Origin of the sequence: Modestobacter sp. SSW1-42, assembly GCF_046635825.1 — a bacterium.
Classification (GTDB): Bacteria; Actinomycetota; Actinomycetes; order Mycobacteriales; family Geodermatophilaceae; genus Modestobacter.
On sequence record NZ_JBISCA010000003.1, the window covers coordinates 813,503 to 833,796 of the forward strand.

Genomic DNA, 20,294 nt, shown 5'->3' on the forward strand with positions numbered 1-20,294 from the left:
GCGAGGTCAGTGGGCCCGACGTCCTCAGCACCGCGTACGACGCCCTCCGTGACCCGGTCACGGAGGGCGTCGTCGTGTCCGGGCCGGGTCTGCGATGGCTTTGATCACCTCAGGTGTGCGGAGGCGTCCCCGCGGGCATGCGCTGGCCGACCCCCATGAGACCGCGTCCGAGCGGTCCCCGGCCCCGAGACCACGGGGCCACCCAGCGCAGGAGGAAGACACAGCCCATGACCACCCAGGTGTGGCCCGGTTCCGCATACCCCCTCGGAGCCACCTACGACGGCACCGGCACCAACTTCGCCATCTTCAGCGAGGTCGCCGAGAAGGTCGAGCTGTGCCTGTTCGACGAGCAGGGCAACGAGGAGCGCATCCGGCTCCCCGAGATGGACGCCTACGTCTGGCACGCCTTCCTCCCCGGCATCCAGCCCGGCCAGCGCTACGGGTTCCGCGTGCACGGCCCGCACGACCCCGCGCAGGGCCACCGCTGCAACCCGAACAAGCTGCTGCTGGACCCCTACGCCAAGGCCATCGACGGGCAGATCGACTGGGACGAGTCTGTCTTCGGCTACCACTTCGAGAGCGGCGAGAAGAACGACGACGACTCGGCGGCGCACATGCCCAAGTCCGTCGTCGTCAACCCGTTCTTCGACTGGGGCGTCGACCGCCCCCCGCGCACGCCCTACAACAAGACGGTCATCTACGAGGCCCACGTCAAGGGCCTGACCATGACGCACCCCCGCGTGCCCGAGGACCTCCGCGGCACCTACGCCGGCGTCGCGCACCCGGCCGTGATCGAGCACCTCACCAGCCTGGGCATCACCGCCATCGAGCTGATGCCGGTGCACCAGTTCGTGCAGGACGACACCCTGCTGCAGAAGGGCCTGCGCAACTACTGGGGCTACAACACGATCGGCTTCTTCGCGCCGCACAACGAGTACGCGCAGGACACCGACGGCCAGCAGGTCCAGGAGTTCAAGGGCATGGTCCGGGCCCTGCACGAGGCGGGCATCGAGGTCATCCTCGACGTGGTCTACAACCACACCGCCGAGGGCAACCACATGGGCCCGACGCTGTCCTTCCGCGGCATCGACAACGCGGCGTACTACCGCCTCGTCGAGGACGACAAGCAGTACTACATGGACACCACCGGCACCGGGAACTCGCTGAACGTCGCGACCCCGCAGTCGCTGCAGCTGATCATGGACTCGCTGCGCTACTGGGTCACCGAGATGCACGTCGACGGCTTCCGCTTCGACCTGGCCTCCTCCCTGGCCCGCCAGTTCCACGAGGTCGACCGGCTGTCGGCCTTTTTCGACCTTTGCCACCAGGACCCGATCGTCAGCCAGGTCAAGCTCATCGCCGAGCCCTGGGACATCGGCGACGGCGGCTACCAGGTCGGCAACTTCCCGGCGCTGTGGACCGAGTGGAACGGCAAGTACCGCGACACCGTCCGCGACTTCTGGCGCGGCGAGGACGCCACCATCGGCGAGTTCGCCAGCCGCATCTCCGGCTCGGCCGACCTCTACCAGCACTCCGGCCGGCGCCCGGTGGCGAGCATCAACTTCGTCACCGCCCACGACGGCTTCACCCTCAACGACCTCGTCTCCTACAACGAGAAGCACAACGAGGCCAACGGCGAGGGCAACAACGACGGCGAGAGCCACAACCGCAGCTGGAACTGCGGCGTCGAGGGTGAGACCGACGACGCCGAGATCCTGGCGCTGCGCGGGCAGCAGCGGCGCAACTTCATCGCCACGCTGATGCTCAGCCAGGGCGTCCCGATGCTGCTGCACGGCGACGAGCTGGGCCGCACGCAGGGCGGCAACAACAACGGCTACTGCCAGGACGACGAGATCACCTGGATCGACTGGGAGAACGTCGACGAGGGCCTGCTCGAGTTCACCAAGCTGGTCACCAAGCTGCGCACCGACCACCCGACGTTCCGCCGCCGGCGGTTCTTCCACGGCCGTCCGGTGCGCCGCGAGGAGGGCGACCCGGTCCAGGACATCGCCTGGCTGACGCCGGCCGGTGAGCTGATGAGCGACGAGGACTGGGACGCCGGCTACGCCAAGTCGATGGCCATGTACCTCAACGGCCACGGCATCCGCGAGACCGACGAGCGCGGCGAGGACCTGGTGGACGACTGCTTCTACCTGGCCTTCAACGCCCACCACGAGGCGATCGAGTTCACGCTGCCCAGCGACGACTACGCCGAGGGCTGGACGGTCGTCGTCGACACCGCCGAGCTGGGCGAGGTCGAGCCGGTGACCGTGAAGGCCGGCGAGACCCTGACCATCGCCCCGCGCGCCACCGTCGTCCTGCAGGCCGCGCCGTGACCGGGCCGGCCACCGACGCGAACCGACGGCGGGAGGTGCCCGCGGGCACCTACCGGCTCCAGGTGACCGCCGACTTCACCCTCGACGACGCCGCGGCGGTGGCCGGCTACCTGGCCGACCTGGGCGTCACCCACGCGTACTCCTCGCCGCTGCTGCGCTCGGCGGCGGGGAGCACGCACGGGTACGACACCACCGACCACGCGCACATCGACGAGCCGCGCGGCGGGCGGGCCGGCTTCGACCGGCTCGTGGCCCAGCTGCACGAGCACGGCCTCGGCCTGGTGCTGGACCTGGTGCCCAACCACATGGGCGTGGCCGACGCGCACGAGTCCGGCTGGTGGTGGGACGTGCTCCAGCACGGCCGCGACAGCGCGCACGCCGACGCCTTCGACATCGACTGGGACTTCGGCGGCGGCAGGATCCGCATCCCGACCCTGGGCAGCGCGGACGACGTCTCCGAGCTGCAGCTCGTCGACGGGGAGCTGCGCTACTACGACAACCGCTTCCCGATCGCCCCGGGGACCGGCGAGGGCACCCCGCAGGAGGTGCACGACCGCCAGCACTACGAGCTCGTCGACTGGCGGCGCGCCGACGACCAGCTGAACTACCGCCGGTTCTTCGCGATCAACACCCTCGCCGGCCTGCGTGTGGAGGACCCGGAGGTCTTCCGGGCCACCCACGCGCTGATCGTCGAGCTGGTCGAGAACGGCTCGGTCGACGCGCTGCGGATCGACCACCCCGACGGTCTGGCCGACCCGAAGGGCTACCTGGACCGGCTGGCCGAGGCCACCGGTGACCGGTGGACCGTCGTGGAGAAGATCCTCGAGCCGGGCGAGGAGATGCCCGGCTCCTGGAAGACCGCCGGGACGACGGGCTACGACGCCCTGTCCGAGGTCGACGAGGTGCTCGTCGACCCGGCCGGCGAGGCGGCGTTCACCGCGCTGGACACCGAGCTGGCCGGCGGGCCCGTCGACTACGCCCAGCTGGTGCACGACTGCAAGCGCGAGGTCACCGACGGCATGCTCGGCTCGGAGGTGGCCCGGCTGCAGCGCATCGTCGGCGACCTGCCGGGCGTGCCGGCCGACCAGGTGACCGAGGGCCTGGCCGAGCTGCTGGCGAGCTTCCCGGTCTACCGCAGCTACCTGCCCGACGGCCGCGCCCACCTCGACGAGACGGTGGCCGCGGTCAAGGAGCGGCGACCGGAGCTGGCCGCCGCCGTCGACGCCCTGCACCCCCTGCTGGGCAGCGCCGGCACCGAGCTGGCCACCCGGTTCGAGCAGACCTCGGGCCCGGTCATGGCCAAGGGCGTCGAGGACAGCGCCTACTACCGGTGGGCGCGGTTCGTCGCGCTCAACGAGGTCGGCGGCGACCCGGCGCAGTTCGGGACGACGGTCGCTGCGTTCCACGAGGCGCAGCAGCGCCGCGCGGAGCGCCGTCCGGCGTCCATGACGACGCTGTCGACGCACGACACGAAGCGCAGCGAGGACGTCCGCAGCCGGCTGGCGGTGCTGGCCGAGCTCCCGGACGAGTGGGCCGCGCTGGTCCGGGGCCTCATCGCCCGGCACCCGCTGGCCGACGCCTCCCTCGCGCACCTGGTGTGGCAGAACCTGGTGGGCGCGTGGCCGCTGTCCCGCGAGCGGGCGCACGCCTACGTGGAGAAGGCCGCCCGCGAGGCCGGCACCTCCACCACCTGGACCAACCCGGTGCAGGAGTTCGAGGACCAGCTGCACGCCCTGGTCGACGCCGCCTTCGACGACGCCACCACGAACGCCGAGATCACCGCGTTCGTGCAGCGGATCGCCCCGCTGGGGTACAGCAACTCGCTCGCGCAGAAGCTCCTGCAGCTGACCATCGCCGGGGTGCCCGACGTCTACCAGGGCACCGAGCTGTGGGACTTCTCGCTGGTCGACCCGGACAACCGCCGTCCGGTCGACTACGACCTGCGGCGCGACCTGCTCGCGCGGCTCGACGGCGGGTGGGTGCCGGAGGTCGACGAGACCGGTGCCGCGAAGCTGCTGGTGGTCTCCCGCGCGTTGCGGCACCGCCGCGACCACCCGGAGGCCTTCGCCGGGTACACCCCGCTGACGGCCACCGGCGCGGCCGCCGACCACGTGGTCGCGTTCGACCGCGGTGACGTCGTGACCGTGGCCACCCGGCTGCCGGCCCGGCTGGCGACCACCGGCTGGGGCGACACGACGCTCGCGCTGTCCACCGGGGCGTGGCGGGACCTGCTCACCGGCACCCGGGTCGTCTCCGACGCCTCGGGCATCCCGCTCGGCGAGCTGCTCTCCGCGCTGCCGGTGGCGCTGCTCGTCCGCGACTGACGCGAGGTCCCGCGGCCTCCCGGCCACAGGGCATCACCGGCCCCCTCGACGACACGTCGAGGGGGCCGGTGCGCGTCGGGGGCACCCACCCGTTCGCGGCACCACCGGTCGTGCGCGCTGACGCGGACACCCGCAACAGATGGTGCCCGGGCCCTTGGCGGAGCCCGGTCCCCGCCACATGTCGAGGAGTCGATTTGTCGACCGTCTGTAACGGAACGGTCTCGGAGCGCACGCGATACTGCGCATGTCGCCACATTCTCGGCGCGACGCGCCGTCGATCTGCGACACGCCGCTCGCCAGTTGGCAGTTGTCCACCTACCGTCGTCCTCGCGTTCGGGCCTTCCTGGCCGAGCGCGGCACCGGACCGCTCAGCCCCGTCCGCCGGTGACCTCAACCAGACCCTTCCGGACGGGGGCGGGGGACCCACATCCGACGCGCCGCCCACCCAGCGCCGCGCGTCTACGGGGTGAAGCCGCAGATCTGCGGCCGGGCACCGATCGCCCGAACCCGACAGCTCACCTCGCAGGCGGTGATCGGAGGAACACGCATGTCCAAGCACTCTCAGTCCCGTCCGGCCCTCGTCCGTCGTGCCCTGCGCGGCGGCGTGGTCACCGTCGGGGCCGCCGCTCTCGGTCTCGGTGCCTCGGTCGGCATCGGCACCGCGACGGCATCCGCCGCCGAGCACGACTGGAGCGGCGTCGCCCAGTGCGAGTCGGGCGGCAACTGGAGCATCAACAGCGGCAACGGCTACTACGGCGGCCTGCAGTTCTCCCAGAGCACCTGGGCCGGCTACGGCGGCACTGCCTACGCGCCGCGCGCCGACCAGGCCTCCGCCGCCGAGCAGATCGCCGTGGCCGAGAAGGTCCTCGTCGGCCAGGGCGTCGGCGCATGGCCGACCTGCGGCAAGCGCCTGACCGGCGGCACCACCGCCGTGGCCGAGCAGAAGGCCGCCCCCGCCCCCAAGGCCGAGGCGCCCAAGGCCGCCCCGAAGGCCCAGGCCGCCCCCAAGGCGCAGGCTGCCCCCAAGGCCCAGGCCGCGACCCCGAAGGCCGCCCCCAAGGCGTCCGCGGAGCGCAAGAACGCCGCCGCCACCCGTTCCACCCGCCAGGCGCCGGCCGCTGGCAACTACACGGTCAAGCCGGGCGACACCCTCGGCAAGATCGCGGCCGCCAACGGCACCTCCTGGCAGTCGCTGTACGCGAAGAACCGCGGCATCGTCAGCAACCCGAACATGATCCACGTCGGTCAGCTGCTCGCCGTCTGACCCACCTGCCGGGCCTGCCCCGGACCCGCACGGCACGAACGGCCGGGCACCCCAGCGTGGGGGTGCCCGGCCGTTCGCCGTCCCGGGCACCCGGTGACGAGGGCGACGGTTCGACCGCGTGTGGGCGGGCATGATCCAGCCGCTCTCCCACTCCCCCGCACCACCGCTCCGGAGGTCCTCCATGCCCCAGCCCGTCGAGTTCTCCGTCTGGGCCCCGCTGCCCCAGCGGGTGCGCCTCCAGCTCGACGGGCAGGTGCACGACATGGAGCGGGACGACGCCGGCTGGTGGCGGGTGACCGCGCCGGCCGAGCCCGAGTCCGACTACGGCTTCCTGCTCGACGACACCGAGCCGGCGCGCCCCGACCCCCGGTCCCGCCGCCAGCCCGACGGCGTCCACGGCCTGTCCCGCCGGTACGACCCGTCGTCCTACAGCTGGGGCGACCGCGCCTGGACCGGCCGCCCGCTCGCCGGCGGCGTCGTCTACGAGCTGCACGTGGGCACCTTCACCCGCGAGGGGACGTTCGACGCCGCCGTCCGCAACCTCGACCACCTGGTCGACCTGGGTGTCGACTTCGTCGAGCTGCTGCCGGTCAACGGCTTCAACGGCACCCACAACTGGGGCTACGACGGGGTCGCCTGGTACGCGGTGCAGGAGAGCTACGGCGGCCCGGCGGGCTACCAGCGACTGGTCGACGCCTGCCACCAGCGCGGCATCGGCGTCATCCAGGACGTCGTCTACAACCACCTCGGGCCCTCGGGCAACTACCTGCCGGAGTTCTTCCCCATCTTCGCCGCGGGTGCGAACAGCTGGGGCAACGCGATCAACCTGGACGGCCCCGACTCCGACGAGGTCCGCCGCTACATCATCGACAACGCGCTGATGTGGCTGCGCGACATGCACGTCGACGGGCTGCGGCTCGACGCCGTCCACGCGCTGGTCGACGAGCGGGCCACCCACGTGCTCGAGGAGATGGCCCAGGAGGTCGAGAAGCTCTCCGTCGCCGAGGGCCGCCCGCTGACGCTGATCGCCGAGAGCGACCTCAACGACCCCTCGCTCGTCACGCCCCGCGTGGCCGGCGGCAAGGGCCTGGACGCGCAGTGGAGCGACGACTTCCACCACTCGCTGCACACCCAGCTGACCGGCGAGGCGCAGGGCTACTACGCCGACTTCGCCGCCGGCGGCCTCGGCGGGCTGGCGAAGGTGCTCACCGGCGCCTTCTTCCACGCCGGCGACTGGTCCAGCTTCCGCCGGCGGCACCACGGCCGCCCGGTCGACACGAACGCGCTGCCGGGCTGGAAGTTCCTGGGCTACCTGCAGGACCACGACCAGATCGGCAACCGCGCGGTCGGTGACCGGATCTCGGCCTCCCTCTCCCCCGGCCTGCTCGGTGTCGGCGCGACGCTGGTGCTCACCAGCCCGTTCACCCCGATGCTGTTCATGGGCGAGGAGTGGGGCGCCTCGACGCCGTGGCAGTTCTTCACCAGCCACCCCGAGCCCGAGCTGGGCAAGGCCACCGCGGAGGGCCGGATCGGCGAGTTCGCCGAGCACGGCTGGGACGCCGACGTCGTGCCCGACCCGCAGGACCCGGAGACCTTCACCCGGTCCAAGCTGGACTGGTCCGAGCTCACCGAGGAGCCGCACGCGCACGTGCTCGCCGTGCACAAGGCGCTGATCGCGCTGCGCCGGGCGCACCCCGACCTGGTCGACCCCGACCTCACCGCCGTCGCGGTCAGCTGGGACGACGCCGACCGCTGGCTGGTCGTCCGCCGCGGCTCGCTGCGGGTGGTGGCCAACCTGTCCGACTCCCCGCGCGAGATCGACCTGGACGTCGACGCCGACGAGGTGCTGTTCGCCAGCGGCGAGATGCCCACCCTCGACGGCGGCGTGGTGACCCTCCCGGCGGAGAGCGCCGCGGTGCTGTCCACCCGCCGCTGACCCGTGCAGCGGCTGCTGCCCGACCCCGGCCCGCTCGGCACCGAGGCCGAGCTGGCCGGGGCGTACCGGCTCGTGGCGGGCCGGCACCTGCGGGTGAACTTCGTCGCCGCGCTCGACGGCGCCGTCCGCGTCGACGGGCGCAGCGGCGGGCTAGGCTCCCCCGGTGACCGCCGGGTGTTCCGGACGCTCCGCGCGCTGACCGACGCCGTGCTGGTCGGCGCGGGCACCGCGGCCGCCGAGGGCTACCGGCCGGTGCTGCCGGACTCCGCGGTCGGCCGGCTGCGCGCCGCGCTCGGGCGGCCCCCGGTGGCGCCGGTCGCGATCGTGTCCCGGCGCGCGTCCCTGGCACCGGACGACCAGCTCGTCACCGACGCGGTCACCCCGACCCTGCTGGTGACCTGCGCGGCCGCCGACCCCGACCGGCTCGCGGCCCTGGCCGCCGCCGGCGTCGTGGTCCTGGTCTGCGGCGACGACGACGTCGACCTGCCGTCCGCGCTCGACGCCCTGGCCGACCGCGGCCACGAGCAGCTGCTCTGCGAGGGCGGTCCGGCGTTGTTCGCCGCGGCGCTGGACGCCGGTGTGGTCGACGAGCTCGACCTGTCGATCGCCCCGCTGCTGGTCGGCGGCGGCGCCGGGCTGGTGCCCACGGCGCTGCCGGTCCCGGTGGGTGCCCGGCTGGTGCAGGTGCTGACCGAGGACGACGTCCTCTTCACCCGGTACGCGCTGCGCTGACCCCCTCGCGCCTGACCGTCGGGTCAGTCGCGCAGTCGACCACCGGTCCAGCAGTCCGGGGTCACGGGCGGAGTTGTCCGGGCCGTGGGTCGCGCGTCGGGGCGGGGGAGGACGTGACTGCCCGAGCGACCGCGGCGTCGGGTTCCGGCTCGACTGTTGGACGTCGGACCGCGGACGCCGGACGCCTGCAGGACGTCCCGGAACTGTCGTACCCCGAACGTACGTTCGACCCATGACGTCGACCGCCTACCCGCCCCGCCCCCGCGGGCCGGTGGTCGAGGACTGGTCGGAGCTGCCTGACCGGTCGGTGTGGCCACACGAGTGGCTGGCCGATGAGTTGCAGGCCTTGCAGCGGCGGCGGGCCGTGGACGCCGCGGAGGAGGCCGAGCTGATCCTGGGCCTGGCCGCGCAACGCCCGGCGACCGCCGATCCCGACGGCCCGGGGGCGCGGCGGCCGGGTTGGACGGCCGATGGTGAGCCGGGGATCAGTGAGTTCTTCCTGGCCGATCTGTCGGTGATCCTCAACCTCGGGCGCGGCACCGCCGCGCACCGGCTGAAGCGGGCGCTGACCTGGCGGCACAAGCTCCCGCGCACCCTCGCCGCGCTCAAGGCCGGGTTGATCGACGAACGGCGCGCCGACGCGCTGGCCGACGTGCTCGCCCACACCTGCGCCGACGTCGCCGGGCAGGTGGAGGCTGCGCTGCTGTCCGAGGCCCGGGACCTGTCGGTGTACCGGCTGCGTGACCGGGCCGGTGCGCTGATGCTGCAGCTGGACTCCGCCGCCGCCGAAGAGCGCCGCCAGGAGGCCGAGCGCACCGCCGACGTGCACCTCCACCCCTCCGGTGTGGAAGGTCGGGCGACGCTGGCGGTGGACCTGCCCACCGACGAGGCCGCCGAGTGCCTGGACCTGATCGACCAGCTGGCCCGCATGCTCAAAGCCGACGGCGACCCGCGGCCGATCGGGGTACTGCGCGCGCACGTGCACTCGATGCTCATCCGCCGCCCCGCCGACAACGGCCTGCCGCTGGTCGCCGCGGACCTGCGGATCACCGCCAGCCTGGACTCCCTCACCGGCGCCAGCAGCGCCCCCGGTGAGGTCAACGGCCTGCCGATCACCGCCGCCCACCTACGCGAACTGCTCGCCCGCGTCGGCGCCCTCGGGCTCACCACCCCCGACGGCGGCACCCTCACCTACGCCATCACCGGCCCCGACGGGCAGCTGCTGGCCACCCTGACCCCCGCCGAACTGGCCCGCCTCGCCCGCCGCGGCTGCCCCGACCACCCCGACGACGCCACCGCTGCGGGCGATGGCCACGGCGCTGACACCAACGACGGCGCCGACACCGGCACGAACCGCGGTCCCGACACCGACCTGGTCCCCGAGATCGACACGGACACGGACCCGGATACGGACCCCGACCCCGACCCCGACCCCGACCCCGACCCCGACCCCGACCCCGACCCGGTCCCCGGCACCAACATCGACACGGACCCGAACCCGGTCCCCGACGGGGAGGGCACGGGCGGAGACGAGGCGGTCGACGGCGAGGCGGCACAAGCGTGCAGCTGCCCGGTCCTGGGACCCCCGCCACCGACCGACGCCTACACCCCCACCGACCGGCAACGCGCCTTCGTCACCACCCGCGACCAGCGCTGCCGCTTCCCCAACTGCGGCCAACGCACCGGCCAGGCAGACCTCGACCACGTGCACGCCCACGCCCACGGCGGAGCCACCGACTGCACCAACCTGTGCTGCCTGTGCCGCTCCCACCACCGACTCAAGACCTTCGCCCGCGGCTGGCACTTCCGCCTCACCGACGACGGCACCCTGCACGTCACCACACCGACCGGCGTCACCCGCACCACCCGACCACCCGGACTCCGACCACCCGAACCGGCCCCCGGCAGTCCACCGACCGACACGCACCCGCCCGAGCAGCCACCTCCGACCGACGACCCGCCGCCCTTCTGACCCTGCCCACTGTCAGGGCTGAGCGGTCGTCGGGCCGAGCGGTCGGCGGGCCCAGCGTGGAGGCTGCACCAGATCGGCCGATCCCTCGATCGACAGCGCCGGCTCCTCCACCCCGCCGCCCGCGGCGGGGTGGAGGAGCCGGCGGGCACACTCGCGACCGTCCCGGACCCGGCCAGCCCGCCAGCTCCATCAGCCGGCCGGCCTCGTCACCGGGCCAACCCGGTCGGTGCCGGCCAACCCGGTCGACCCGGTTGACCCGGTCAACCCGGTCAACCCGGTCAACCCGGTCAACCCGGTCAACCCGGTCAACCCGGTCGACCCGGTCGACCCGGTCAGTAGCTGAACGTCGTGGCCGGTGCGTCGCCGATCCAGCGCCACATCGGCACCGTGCCGCCCAGCTCCGCGTTCTCGATCAGACCTGCCGCGTCGAGCCGGCGTGCGTCGAAGCAGATCGGGCAGACCAGCATGCGACCGCCCGCCGCGCGGTAGCGGTCGACGAGGGACGGGAGACTCGGGCAGCCGTCGCAGGCCTGGCCCACGGCGACCCCCCGGGTGGCCAGCCGCACCGCCTCCTTCGTCAGGAACACCAGCGTGGGCCGCCCCTCCTCGGCGGCGGCGGTGGCCACGAGGAAGGCCACCGTGACCTTCTCCGGGTCCTCGAGCCCGGTCGTGAGACTGATGACTGCCTTGCCGGCCATGGCGTGCCCCTCTCGGCCCTGTGACTGCGGACACCCCACGGTCTCGCCACGGACCACCGCCCGCCGCTACCGTTTCTGTATCGGTGCACGCGGACGTGTGGACGGTCGGCGATGAAGCGCTACGGGCAGTACTGCCCCGTCGCACGGGCGGCGGAGGTCCTGGCCGAGCGCTGGACGTTGCTCGTGGTCCGCGAGCTGCTCTGGGGCAACGAGCGGTTCACCGACATCGCCCGGGGCGTGCCGCGGATGTCGCCGTCCCTGCTGTCCGCCCGGCTGCGGGAGCTGCAGCGAGCCGGGCTGGTCGACCGCCGGCTGGAGCACGGCGAGCCGCGCTACCGGCTCACCCCCGCCGGCCGGGAGCTCCAGCCGCTGGTCGAGGGGCTCGGCGCCTGGGGGCAGCGCTGGATGCACCGGCTGCGTCCGGAGGAGTCCGACCCGGTCCTGCTGATGCTCGACATCGGCCGGACCGTCGACCCGGCGCGGCTGCCCGCCCGTCCGGTCACCGTCGAGGTGCGCTTCCCGGACGCGACCGGGCGGCACCGGCACTGGTGGCTGGTCCTCTCCCGCCAGGGCCTCGACGTCTGCGACGTCCCTCCCGGCTCCCCGGTCGCGGCCTGGCTGGACACCGACCCGGCGACCCTGACCCGGGTCTGGCTCGGCGAGCTGAGCTGGGCCGCGGCGGCGGGCACCGGCGGCGTCGTGCTGCACGGTGACTCCACCGTGGTCCGCGCCCTCCCCGGCTGGCTGGGCACCAGCCCGTTCGCCGCGGTGCCCCTCGGGACCCCGCCGCTGCCCCGCTGACCGGGCGTCCGATCCGGGCCGGTCGTCGGTGGCGCCTGCTTCACTGACGCCATGGACCTGCCCGTGATGCCCCCGGTCAAGCCGATGCTCGCCAAGCCCACGGCGGCGCTCCCCACGGGCGAGGACTGGTTCTACGAGCCGAAGTGGGACGGCTTCCGCTGCATCGTCTTCCGCGACGGCGACGAGGTGGAGCTGGGCAGCCGCAACGAGCGCCCGCTCACCCGCTACTTCCCCGACGTCGTCCAGGCCGCGCTCGCACAGCTGCCCGAGCGCTGCGTGGTCGACGGCGAGATCGTCGTCCCGCGCGGTGACCGGCTGGACTTCGAGTCGCTGCTGCAGCGCATCCACCCCGCGGCGTCCCGGGTGACCAAGCTGGCCGCGGAGACCCCGGCGTCCTTCGTCGCCTTCGACCTGCTGGCGCTGGGCGACGAGTCGCTGATGGACACCCCCTACGCCCAGCGGCAGCTGCGGCTGCGTGAGGCGCTGGCCGGCACGCAGGCGCCGGTGTACGTCAGCACCGTCACCGCCGACCCCGAGGTCGGGCAGCGCTGGTTCCGCGAGTTCGAGGGGGCCGGGCTGGACGGCGTGATCGCCAAGCGCGGCGACCAGCCCTACTCCCCCGACCAGCGGGTGCTGGCCAAGGTCAAGCACGTGCGTACGGCGGACGCCGTGGTCGCCGGGTTCCGCTGGCACAAGAGCGGGCCGGTCGTCGGCTCGCTGCTGCTGGGCCTCTACGACGACGCCGGCACGCTGCAGCACATCGGCGTCGCGGCGTCCTTCCCGATGAAGCGGCGCGCCGAGCTGGTCGAGGAGCTCGCCCCCTACCGGGCCGAGGCCCTCGACGGCCACCCGTGGCAGGACTGGGCCAACGCGGTCACCGGCGAGGACGGCGAGCACCGGATGCCGGGGGCGACCAGCCGCTGGAACGCCGGCAAGGACCTGTCCTGGGTGCCACTGCGCCCCGAGCTGGTGGTCGAGATCCGCTACGACCAGCTGGAGGGCAGCCGGCTGCGGCACACCGGGCAGTTCCAGCGCTGGCGGCCCGACCGCGACGCCCGCTCGTGCACCTACGAGCAGCTGGAGGTCCCGGTCCGGTACGACCTCGCCGAGGTGCTGGGCGGCTGACCGGGCGGGGGTTCGGCTGCCGGTCACAGCCGGGCCTCCTACCCTGGGGTGATCATGACCGGACACCGCCGCCTGGCCGCTGCCGCCGTCCTGCTCGCCGTGACCCTGAGCGGGTGCACCTCCGGCGAGCCCGACGAGACGGCGGCGCCCTCCTCACCGGCGGCGCCGGCCACGCCCGTCGCCCAGCCGATCGAGTGGACCGACTGCGACGCCGACATCGACCAGATCATCGCCGGGCGGCCCGGCGCGGAGCGGGACCTCGCCTTCTCCTGCGGGACGACGACCGTGCCGGCCAGCTACGACGACCCGGCCGGCGGCCCGCTGGACCTGTTCCTGGTGCGCGCCACGCTGGCCGGGCAGACCGAGCGGATCGGCTCGCTGCTGGTCAACCCCGGCGGACCCGGCCAGTCGGCCACCGACGCGGCGGTCCAGTCCGCGCTCACCCTGCCCGAGGACGTGCTGCGCCGCTTCGACGTCGTCGGGCTCGACCCCCGGGGTGCGGGCCTGTCGACGCCGGTGGAGTGCATCTCCGACGAGCAGAAGGACCAGCTCTTCGCCGTCGACCCGCGCACGGCCGACGCCGCCGCGCTGACCACCGCCTTCAGCCAGGTCGACGCCGTCGCCGCCGGCTGCGCGGAGAAGTACAAGGACGCCCTCGGCGCGTTCGCCACCGTCGACAGCGCCCGCGACATGGACCTGGTGCGTGAGTCGCTGGGCGACGAGCAGCTGACCTTCCTCGGCTACTCCTACGGCACGACGCTCGGCTCGACGTACGCCGAGCTGTTCCCCGAGCGGGTCCGCGCGCTGGTCCTCGACGGCGCGGTCGACCCCGACGCGACCGGCCAGGAGTTCGCCGAGCAGCAGGCGCAGGGCTTCGAGGCCGCCTTCGACGCGTTCGCCGCCAACTGCACCGGGCTGCTCGCCGGCTGCCCGATCGGCGCCGACCCGCGCACCTTCGTGACCGACCTGCTGACCCAGGCCGCCACCACACCGGTGCCGAGCAGCCGCGCCGGCGAGACCCGGCAGGCCACTCCCGGGCTGGTGCTCACCGGCATCCGGTCCGCCCTCTACCAGCCCAGCGCCTGGCCGCAGCTGGCCCAGTCGCTGGCCGCGGCCCGCAACGGCGACGCCGCCGGCATCCTCACCCTCGCCGACACCTACACCGGCCGCAACGACGACGGCACCTACACCAACGTCGTCGACGCCAACGTGGCTGTGACCTGCGCGGACACCGACGAGCGGTTCACCGCCGACCAGGTGCGCACCGTGCTGGCCGACTGGAAGACCAGGTACCCGCTCTTCGGCGCCGACGCCGCGCTGGGGCTCTACACCTGCTCGCCGTGGCAGGCACCGACCACCCCGCTCCCCGACCGGGACGCCACCGGCAGCGCCCCGATCCTGGTGATCGGCACGCAGGGCGACCCGGTGACCCCGCTGGCCGGGGCGCAGGACATGGCCGCGGACCTGGCGAGCGGCACCCTCCTCACCTGGGCCGGCACCGGGCACACTGCCTACCCCAAGACCGACTGCGTGACGGCGGCGGTGGGCGCGTACCTGATCGACCTCGCCGTCCCGGCCGAGGGGACCGTCTGCCCCGCCTGAGCACCCGCCCCTGACGAACGGAGCCCCATGGCCAGCAGCAAGGACGCCGTCGTCCTGGAGCTCGACGGGCACGAGGTGCGGGTCAGCAGCCCGGAGAAGCCGTACTTCGGCGACAAGGGCATCCGCAAGATCGACGTCGTCAACTACTTCGTGTCGGTCGGCGAGGGCATCCTGTTCGCGCTGCGCGACCGGCCGACGACGCTGGAGCGCTGGCCCGGTGGGGTGTTCGAGGGCGCTCGGCTGTCGACCCGGATGGACAACACCGGCGACGCGTTCTACCAGAAGCGGGTGCCCAAGAACGCGCCCGCGTGGGTGCCCACGGCGCACATCACCTTCCCCAGCGGGCGCACCGCCGACGAGATCGCGCCCGACTCGGTCGCGGTCGTCGCCTGGTGCGCCAACCTGGGCACGCTGACCTTCCACCCGTGGCCGGTGAGCAAGGGCGACGTCGAGTCCCCCGACCAGATCCGGATCGACCTGGACCCCCAACCCGGCACCGACTTCTCCGACGCCGTGTGGGTCGCCCCGCACGTGCGCGAGCTGCTGCACGAGTTCGGCATGGAGGGCTGGCCGAAGACCTCCGGCGGGCGCGGGGTGCACGTCTACGTCCCGATCCTGCCGCGCTGGACCTTCCCCGAGGTGCGCCGAGCGGTGATCGCCTTCGGCCGCGAGCTGGAGCGCCGCATCCCCGACCGCGTGACGATGAACTGGTGGAAGGAGGAGCGCGGCGAGAAGATCTTCATCGACTACAACCAGATGGCCCGGGACCGCACGATCGCCTCGGCGTACTCCATCCGGGCGAAGTCGCATGCGCCGGTCAGCGCGCCCGTCGACTGGGACGAGCTGCCCGACGTCAGCCCGTTCGACTTCGACGTCCTCACCATGCCGGCCCGCTTCGCCGCCGTCGGTGACAAGCACGCCGGTCTGGCCGACCACGCCTTCGACATCACCCCGCTGGTCGAGCTGGCCGACCGGCAGGAGCGCGACCTCGGGCTGGGCGAGCTGCCCTATCCGCCCGACTACCCGAAGATGCCCGGCGAGCCCATGCGGGTCCAACCGAGCCGCGCCAGGCGTTCTACCAGCACAGATAGCTGACCTGCATGCGCACCGAGGGGTAGCACATCGCTCGTTCACCGGATAACCTCCGCTCGTGGTGATCCGACTGGAAGACCTGCTGGCGTCCTTCCGACGCCACCTGCGGGCTGCCAGCAAGGCACCGCGCACGGTGGAGCTCTACAGCCAGAGCGTGCGGTACTTCAGCCGCTGGTTGGTCGAGCACGACCGGCCCGCCACCTTGGACGAGCTGACCCGACACGCGATCAGCGCCTGGCTGGCCGAGCTCGCCGAGACGTGCGAGCCCAGCACCGTGGCGACCCGGTTGCGTGGCATGCGCCGGTTCTGCCGGTGGCTGGTGGTTGAAGGAGAGCTGGACCGAGCACCCACCGAGGGCATCGAAATCGCGACACCGCCGGACAAGCCGGTGCCCGTACTCACCGACGAGGAGATCGCCGCCTTGCTGAAGGCGTGCGCGGTCGGTCGCGGCCGGCCCGGAGTCTTCGCTCGGGCGATCTTCCTGGGCCGCCGCGACGAGGTGATCCTGCGGCTGCTGCTGGACACCGGCATCCGGGTCTCCGAGCTGTGCGGGCTGCAGATCGCCGACCTGGACCTGGACCGCGAACTCGCCTACGTCACCGGCAAGGGCTCCCGGCCGCGCGTCGTCCCGTTCGGCGCCAAGACGGGCCAGGCGATCGACCGCTACCTACGGATCCGCGCTACGCACCCGTACGCCAGTTCACCTGGTCTACTGCTCGGACTGCGCGGTGCGATGACCACCGACGGGATCCGGGAGGTGATCAACGTCCGTAGCGCGCAGGCTGGGCTGACCGGGGTACACCCGCACCGGTTCCGGCACACGTTCGCGCACCGCTGGCTGGCCGGTGGTGGGCAGGAACGGGACCTGATGATGCTGGCCGGCTGGCGCAGCGACGACATGCTTTCCCGGTACGCCGCCTCCACCGCTGTCGAGCGGGCACACGAGGCGCACCGACGGCTGGGACTCGGCAACCGCTTGTAGGCCGCAGTTCAGCGCCTGCCGCGTCGCGCCATTGCCGAGGCCCGGGCCAACCGCAGCATGTGGGCAGAAAGCAACGCATCAGCACGCCGTGCGCGCTCGGCGGGGTGAAGACGACCGTCCGGATCAGCCTCGCGCTCGAACCTGGCCCGCAGCCCGCGCCGCGCCGGCTCAGTAGCTGCCGACCGGTCCGGCGTGCGCGCCCAACGCTCCGCCGCGGCAATCCGAGCGATCAAGGCACGGTCCCGGGCACGACTGCTGCCATCTGTCGGTGGGACTCGATCGGGCAGTGCCATTGGACACTCCAGCGCGCAAGTAGGCCCACCGAGCTGGCGAGCAAGGGGTCGTCGCTCTAGAAGGCGCCAAAAGACGCCTTCTACTGACACGGACGACCAGACGACTTGGGCGAAGAGTCAAGGCAACCTCTGACCGGGAGCAGCGAAAGGTGCAATCAGTCGGAAAGGATCAGTTTGGCAACGGCGGGCAGCTGAGCCTGGCGACAGGCGGATCATGGCTGTCCCACTCCCCCGTCGGCGCGGTCGGGCAACCCGCTCCGTCGCTTGGCGAAGTATGAGCTGCCGCAACGAGAGCGTGGATGCGCTGGTCAGAGGTCGGATGGGACGCCAGAAGCCGCCGCGACCATCTGCGGGTCGAACGGTGGCCGTCATCCAGTGCGCGAAGGGCGGCGGCAAGCTCCAGCGCGAGGCCGTGGTCGGCAGCGAAGCGGTCGGCGGCGAACTCGGCCCGCCGGCTGATCGCGGCGTCGACAAGGGGACAGAGAACCACCGCCAGCCCGAGGAAGACCAGCACTCCCCCGACCGTCCACTGCCCCTGGTGCAGTGTCCGAGTCACGGCGACGGCCAGTCCGACGACCACGGCGACCATGGCTCCGCGCTGGCTCTGACGCCCGGACAGAACGCTCGCCAGAGCGATCAGCAAGTTCGTCGCCACGCGCCAGGGCGCGGCCAGCCACGACACCAGCAGCATCGGACGAGTCGCTCTCGAGGCGTGATGACCGAGCTCGTGGACCAGCACAGCCACCAGCTGGTTCTCCGGCAGTCGTCCGGACTTGTAGTCCTCCACGGCCCGGCTGGTGACCGCGACGCTGCGTCCACCGGCGGCGTACGCGTTGGGCACCCGAGCGGTCTGGACGTACAACTCGACGTCACCGGCGGCGGTTCCGGTCACTCGTAGGGCAGTCGCCCATGCGGGCTGCAACGCCACCGCCTGCGCCGGGCTGGGTCGACGGAACCTGTAGGCGCCGCGGACGGCCATCCGTTCGCCGACCCGGGTCAGCAGCACCGCCGCACTGGCTGCCCAAAGCAACGGAAGCAGCGCCGCCCACGGGCCCAGGGGGACGAACGCCAGCATCAGCAGCGAGCTGCCGATGCTGGCGGGAGCTGCGGCGACTATCCGCCAGAGGCCATCCCCGATGGCGTGGCGACGCGCATCACCGCGCGGTCGACGCTTGCTCACCGTCATCTTCGGACCTCCTCCAAGCAGCAGATGCCGGTCAGCCTGCCGGCCGGTGCTGACATGCACGATCGCCGTCACGTCTATCCACGGCGTCCAGTCCCAATTCCAGCGCGCACCACGTCCTCGGCGCAGTCGCGAAGAACTTTCGCTGACCATGTCACCAAACGGGCCGAAATGGCGCCTTCTCCGGCTGAGAGCAACAGCCGCAGGAGTGGAACGCCGATGGAGAAGCAAGCCCGGAAAGCGCGCGGGGTCGACACGGTCCCCCGTCCCGTTGCGGGCGCCTCTGTCCCTCAGGTCACCGGCGGCCACGACGGCGTCGCGCTGATTCGGGAGTCCGTTCCCCCCTGGGCGCTGGAGGCCGTCGTCACCGCCTACGGCGGCGACACCTACCGGCTGCTGACCGATCTGGGCCATCTCCTCGAAGCGAGCGTCGCCTACGTCGACCGGCCCACCGTCGAGGCCCATCTGGAGCGGTCGCTCTCCGACGACGAGTGGTCGGCGATCGCCGCCCAATTCACCGCGATGGCCTTCGACGATCACGTCGGTGACGCCGGCACCGTCCGCACCGACTGGATCGAGGACAGACTTCACCGAGCCGGCGTCCTCGGCCGCGACCTCCGCGCCACCAGGAGGTCGGAGCCCTCGCGGCAGCCGAGGCGGCTATGAGGGTCAGCCGCACCTGCCCGTCCTGCGGCTACACCGCCGACTACGCCAGCGCCGCACTCGCCGACGCTCGTCATCGGCAGCACTCCTGCGCCAAGCATCGGCGCGGCCTCGAGCAAGCCGCTCGCCGAGCCGCACGACTCCAGGGACGAGTGCCACGCGACTGCACCCATCCGCAGGCCCGCCATCGGCACGGAACCCGTGCTGCCTACGTCAAGGACCGCTGCCGCTGCACCGACTGCACCGCCGCCAACACCGCCGCCAGCCGCGGAGTCACCCGAGAGCGGATCTACGGCCGCTGGCAGCCGTACGTCGACGCCGGCCCCGTCCGCGAGCACATCGCTGCTCTGCGGGCAGCAGGAATCGGCGTCGAGCGCATCGCGCAGCTTGCCGGCCTCTCCGTCAGCCACATCCGCGAACTCGCACAGCATGGCCGCGGCGACACCCCAGGGACACGGAGGGTTCGTCCGAGCACAGCTATGCGCCTGCTGGGCGTCCGTATTGACAACGCCAAGCGGGCGCCGAACAGCCGTGTCGACGCCACCGGCACCCGCCGTCGTCTGCAAGCGCTCATCGCCATCGGCTGGCCGGTCGAGCTACTGGCAGCCCAGCTCGGCCGCCGCCCGAGCAGCCTGTGCCGCAGCATGACCGGCGAGTCCGTCACCGCCCGCACCGCCCAAGACATCGCGCCGCTCTACGAGCGACTGTGGAACGACCGACCACCACGGACGACCAGCGAGCAGCGTGCGGCCGCCGACGCCGCCAGAGCCCACGCTGCTGCACAGGGCTGGCTTCCGCCGCTGGCCTGGGACGACATCGACACCGATCCCGTACCGCCGCCGGCGATCGTCGGCACCTCCCTTGGAAACGACATGGACGACATCGCCGTGGAACGTGCCCTGGCCGGCAATCACATCGCCTACGACGACCTCACCACGGTCGAACAACAGGAGGTCATCCACCGTCTCACCACCCGCGGTAGCTCTATCCGAGACATTGCTGCCCAGCTCGGTACCACGAAGCGCACCGTCTCCCGCCGTCGCGCATCCCGCGGCGCAGCATGACCTCGCGGATGCGGGCAGGGCCGACCTTCACCTTGACGACGACCACTTGTCCGAGTCCGAAGCAGGAAGCGGCGACGACGATCGCCAGCCGGCCAAGCTGGCCATGCCGGTTCGATCCCGGTCACCCGCTCCACGCACTGACCAGCGCGTAAGCCCGTTTATGCAGCTCAAGACGGCTTTGACGCTGCTCCCGTGCCTTGACGGTGCTGACCCCTGCTCACCGCTGA

The 20,294-nt window shown here is 72.5% G+C and carries 15 protein-coding genes and 1 riboswitch; of the genes, 13 read left to right on the top strand and 2 right to left on the bottom strand.

Going from position 1 to position 20,294, the window contains the following annotated elements; genetic code table 11:
- The first annotated feature begins 227 nt into the window (after window positions 1-227).
- The 6 genes from glgX to ACGBYP_RS14235 all read left to right on the top strand — a co-directional run bounded on the left by glgX (window position 228) and on the right by ACGBYP_RS14235 (window position 10,564).
- The gene (gene glgX, locus ACGBYP_RS14210; RefSeq protein WP_411585184.1) at window positions 228-2,336 is read left to right on the top strand and encodes a glycogen debranching protein GlgX; all 2,109 of its coding nucleotides are present in this window, start codon (window positions 228-230) and stop codon (window positions 2,334-2,336) included.
- Window positions 2,333-4,660 carry a malto-oligosyltrehalose synthase gene (treY, locus tag ACGBYP_RS14215; RefSeq protein WP_411585185.1) on the top strand — a complete coding sequence of 776 codons (2,328 nt, stop codon included), beginning with the start codon at window positions 2,333-2,335 and terminating at the stop codon, window positions 4,658-4,660. The genes glgX and treY overlap by 4 nt, the downstream gene beginning before the upstream one ends.
- A 382-nt stretch (window positions 4,661-5,042) precedes the next feature.
- A riboswitch (cyclic di-AMP (ydaO/yuaA leader) is annotated at window positions 5,043-5,204 on the top strand.
- Between the two features lie 3 nt (window positions 5,205-5,207).
- Entirely contained in the window at window positions 5,208-5,924 is a 717-nt protein-coding gene (locus ACGBYP_RS14220) for a transglycosylase family protein (RefSeq protein ID WP_411585186.1), read from the top strand.
- A gap of 181 nt (window positions 5,925-6,105) precedes the next feature.
- Window positions 6,106-7,860, top strand: coding sequence for a malto-oligosyltrehalose trehalohydrolase (treZ, locus tag ACGBYP_RS14225; RefSeq protein WP_411585187.1), 1,755 nt, complete (start codon window positions 6,106-6,108; stop codon window positions 7,858-7,860).
- Between the two features lie 3 nt (window positions 7,861-7,863).
- Complete coding sequence (locus tag ACGBYP_RS14230; protein ID WP_411585188.1) at window positions 7,864-8,592, top strand: dihydrofolate reductase family protein; 729 nt, start codon at window positions 7,864-7,866, stop codon at window positions 8,590-8,592.
- A gap of 232 nt (window positions 8,593-8,824) precedes the next feature.
- Window positions 8,825-10,564 carry a DUF222 domain-containing protein gene (locus ACGBYP_RS14235; RefSeq protein ID WP_411585189.1) on the top strand — a complete coding sequence of 580 codons (1,740 nt, stop codon included), beginning with the start codon at window positions 8,825-8,827 and terminating at the stop codon, window positions 10,562-10,564.
- Window positions 10,565-10,896: 332 nt separating this feature from the next.
- Here the strand turns inward: ACGBYP_RS14235 and ACGBYP_RS14240 are convergent, their stop codons facing one another.
- On the bottom strand, window positions 10,897-11,262 hold the full coding sequence (locus ACGBYP_RS14240; protein ID WP_411585190.1) for a DsrE family protein: 366 nt from the start codon (window positions 11,260-11,262) through the stop codon (window positions 10,897-10,899).
- Between the two features lie 111 nt (window positions 11,263-11,373).
- On the opposite strand from ACGBYP_RS14240, the gene ACGBYP_RS14245 reads away from it, so the two are divergent.
- From ACGBYP_RS14245 to ACGBYP_RS14265, 5 genes are read left to right on the top strand one after another with little or no spacing between them, the layout of a single operon-like run.
- On the top strand, window positions 11,374-12,063 hold the full coding sequence (locus tag ACGBYP_RS14245) for a winged helix-turn-helix transcriptional regulator (protein WP_411585191.1): 690 nt from the start codon (window positions 11,374-11,376) through the stop codon (window positions 12,061-12,063).
- Window positions 12,064-12,114: 51 nt separating this feature from the next.
- On the top strand, window positions 12,115-13,188 hold the full coding sequence (locus tag ACGBYP_RS14250) for an ATP-dependent DNA ligase (RefSeq protein ID WP_411585192.1): 1,074 nt from the start codon (window positions 12,115-12,117) through the stop codon (window positions 13,186-13,188).
- A 54-nt stretch (window positions 13,189-13,242) separates the two neighbouring features.
- Window positions 13,243-14,790, top strand: coding sequence for an alpha/beta hydrolase (locus tag ACGBYP_RS14255; protein WP_411585194.1), 1,548 nt, complete (start codon window positions 13,243-13,245; stop codon window positions 14,788-14,790).
- Window positions 14,791-14,817: 27 nt separating this feature from the next.
- On the top strand, window positions 14,818-15,885 hold the full coding sequence (locus ACGBYP_RS14260) for a DNA polymerase domain-containing protein (RefSeq protein WP_411585195.1): 1,068 nt from the start codon (window positions 14,818-14,820) through the stop codon (window positions 15,883-15,885).
- Window positions 15,886-15,940: 55 nt separating this feature from the next.
- The gene (locus ACGBYP_RS14265; RefSeq protein WP_411585196.1) at window positions 15,941-16,864 is read left to right on the top strand and encodes a tyrosine-type recombinase/integrase; all 924 of its coding nucleotides are present in this window, start codon (window positions 15,941-15,943) and stop codon (window positions 16,862-16,864) included.
- A 462-nt stretch (window positions 16,865-17,326) separates the two neighbouring features.
- Here ACGBYP_RS14265 and ACGBYP_RS14270 read toward each other — a convergent pair whose 3' ends face one another.
- Window positions 17,327-18,415, bottom strand: coding sequence for a M48 family metalloprotease (locus ACGBYP_RS14270; protein WP_411585198.1), 1,089 nt, complete (start codon window positions 18,413-18,415; stop codon window positions 17,327-17,329).
- A gap of 96 nt (window positions 18,416-18,511) precedes the next feature.
- Here ACGBYP_RS14270 and ACGBYP_RS14275 point away from each other — a divergent pair, with 96 nt between their 5' ends.
- Together ACGBYP_RS14275 and ACGBYP_RS14280 are read left to right on the top strand one after the other, a co-directional pair.
- The gene (locus ACGBYP_RS14275; RefSeq protein ID WP_411585200.1) at window positions 18,512-19,006 is read left to right on the top strand and encodes a hypothetical protein; all 495 of its coding nucleotides are present in this window, start codon (window positions 18,512-18,514) and stop codon (window positions 19,004-19,006) included.
- On the top strand, window positions 19,003-20,067 hold the full coding sequence (locus ACGBYP_RS14280) for a helix-turn-helix domain containing protein (RefSeq protein ID WP_411585201.1): 1,065 nt from the start codon (window positions 19,003-19,005) through the stop codon (window positions 20,065-20,067). Before ACGBYP_RS14275 ends, ACGBYP_RS14280 begins: the two co-directional genes overlap by 4 nt.
- The last annotated feature ends 227 nt before the right edge of the window (window positions 20,068-20,294 follow it).

Coding starts and splice junctions, on each gene's coding strand:
- ACGBYP_RS14245 (WP_411585191.1), top strand. CDS start 11,374: ATGAAGCGCTACGGGCAGTACTGCCCCGTCGCACGGGCGGCGGAGGTC.
- ACGBYP_RS14280 (WP_411585201.1), top strand. CDS start 19,003: ATGAGGGTCAGCCGCACCTGCCCGTCCTGCGGCTACACCGCCGACTAC.
- ACGBYP_RS14220 (WP_411585186.1), top strand. CDS start 5,208: ATGTCCAAGCACTCTCAGTCCCGTCCGGCCCTCGTCCGTCGTGCCCTG.
- treZ (WP_411585187.1), top strand. CDS start 6,106: ATGCCCCAGCCCGTCGAGTTCTCCGTCTGGGCCCCGCTGCCCCAGCGG.
- glgX (WP_411585184.1), top strand. CDS start 228: ATGACCACCCAGGTGTGGCCCGGTTCCGCATACCCCCTCGGAGCCACC.
- ACGBYP_RS14255 (WP_411585194.1), top strand. CDS start 13,243: ATGACCGGACACCGCCGCCTGGCCGCTGCCGCCGTCCTGCTCGCCGTG.
- ACGBYP_RS14260 (WP_411585195.1), top strand. CDS start 14,818: ATGGCCAGCAGCAAGGACGCCGTCGTCCTGGAGCTCGACGGGCACGAG.
- ACGBYP_RS14275 (WP_411585200.1), top strand. CDS start 18,512: ATGGCGCCTTCTCCGGCTGAGAGCAACAGCCGCAGGAGTGGAACGCCG.
- ACGBYP_RS14250 (WP_411585192.1), top strand. CDS start 12,115: ATGGACCTGCCCGTGATGCCCCCGGTCAAGCCGATGCTCGCCAAGCCC.
- ACGBYP_RS14235 (WP_411585189.1), top strand. CDS start 8,825: ATGACGTCGACCGCCTACCCGCCCCGCCCCCGCGGGCCGGTGGTCGAG.
- ACGBYP_RS14240 (WP_411585190.1), bottom strand. CDS start 11,262: ATGGCCGGCAAGGCAGTCATCAGTCTCACGACCGGGCTCGAGGACCCG.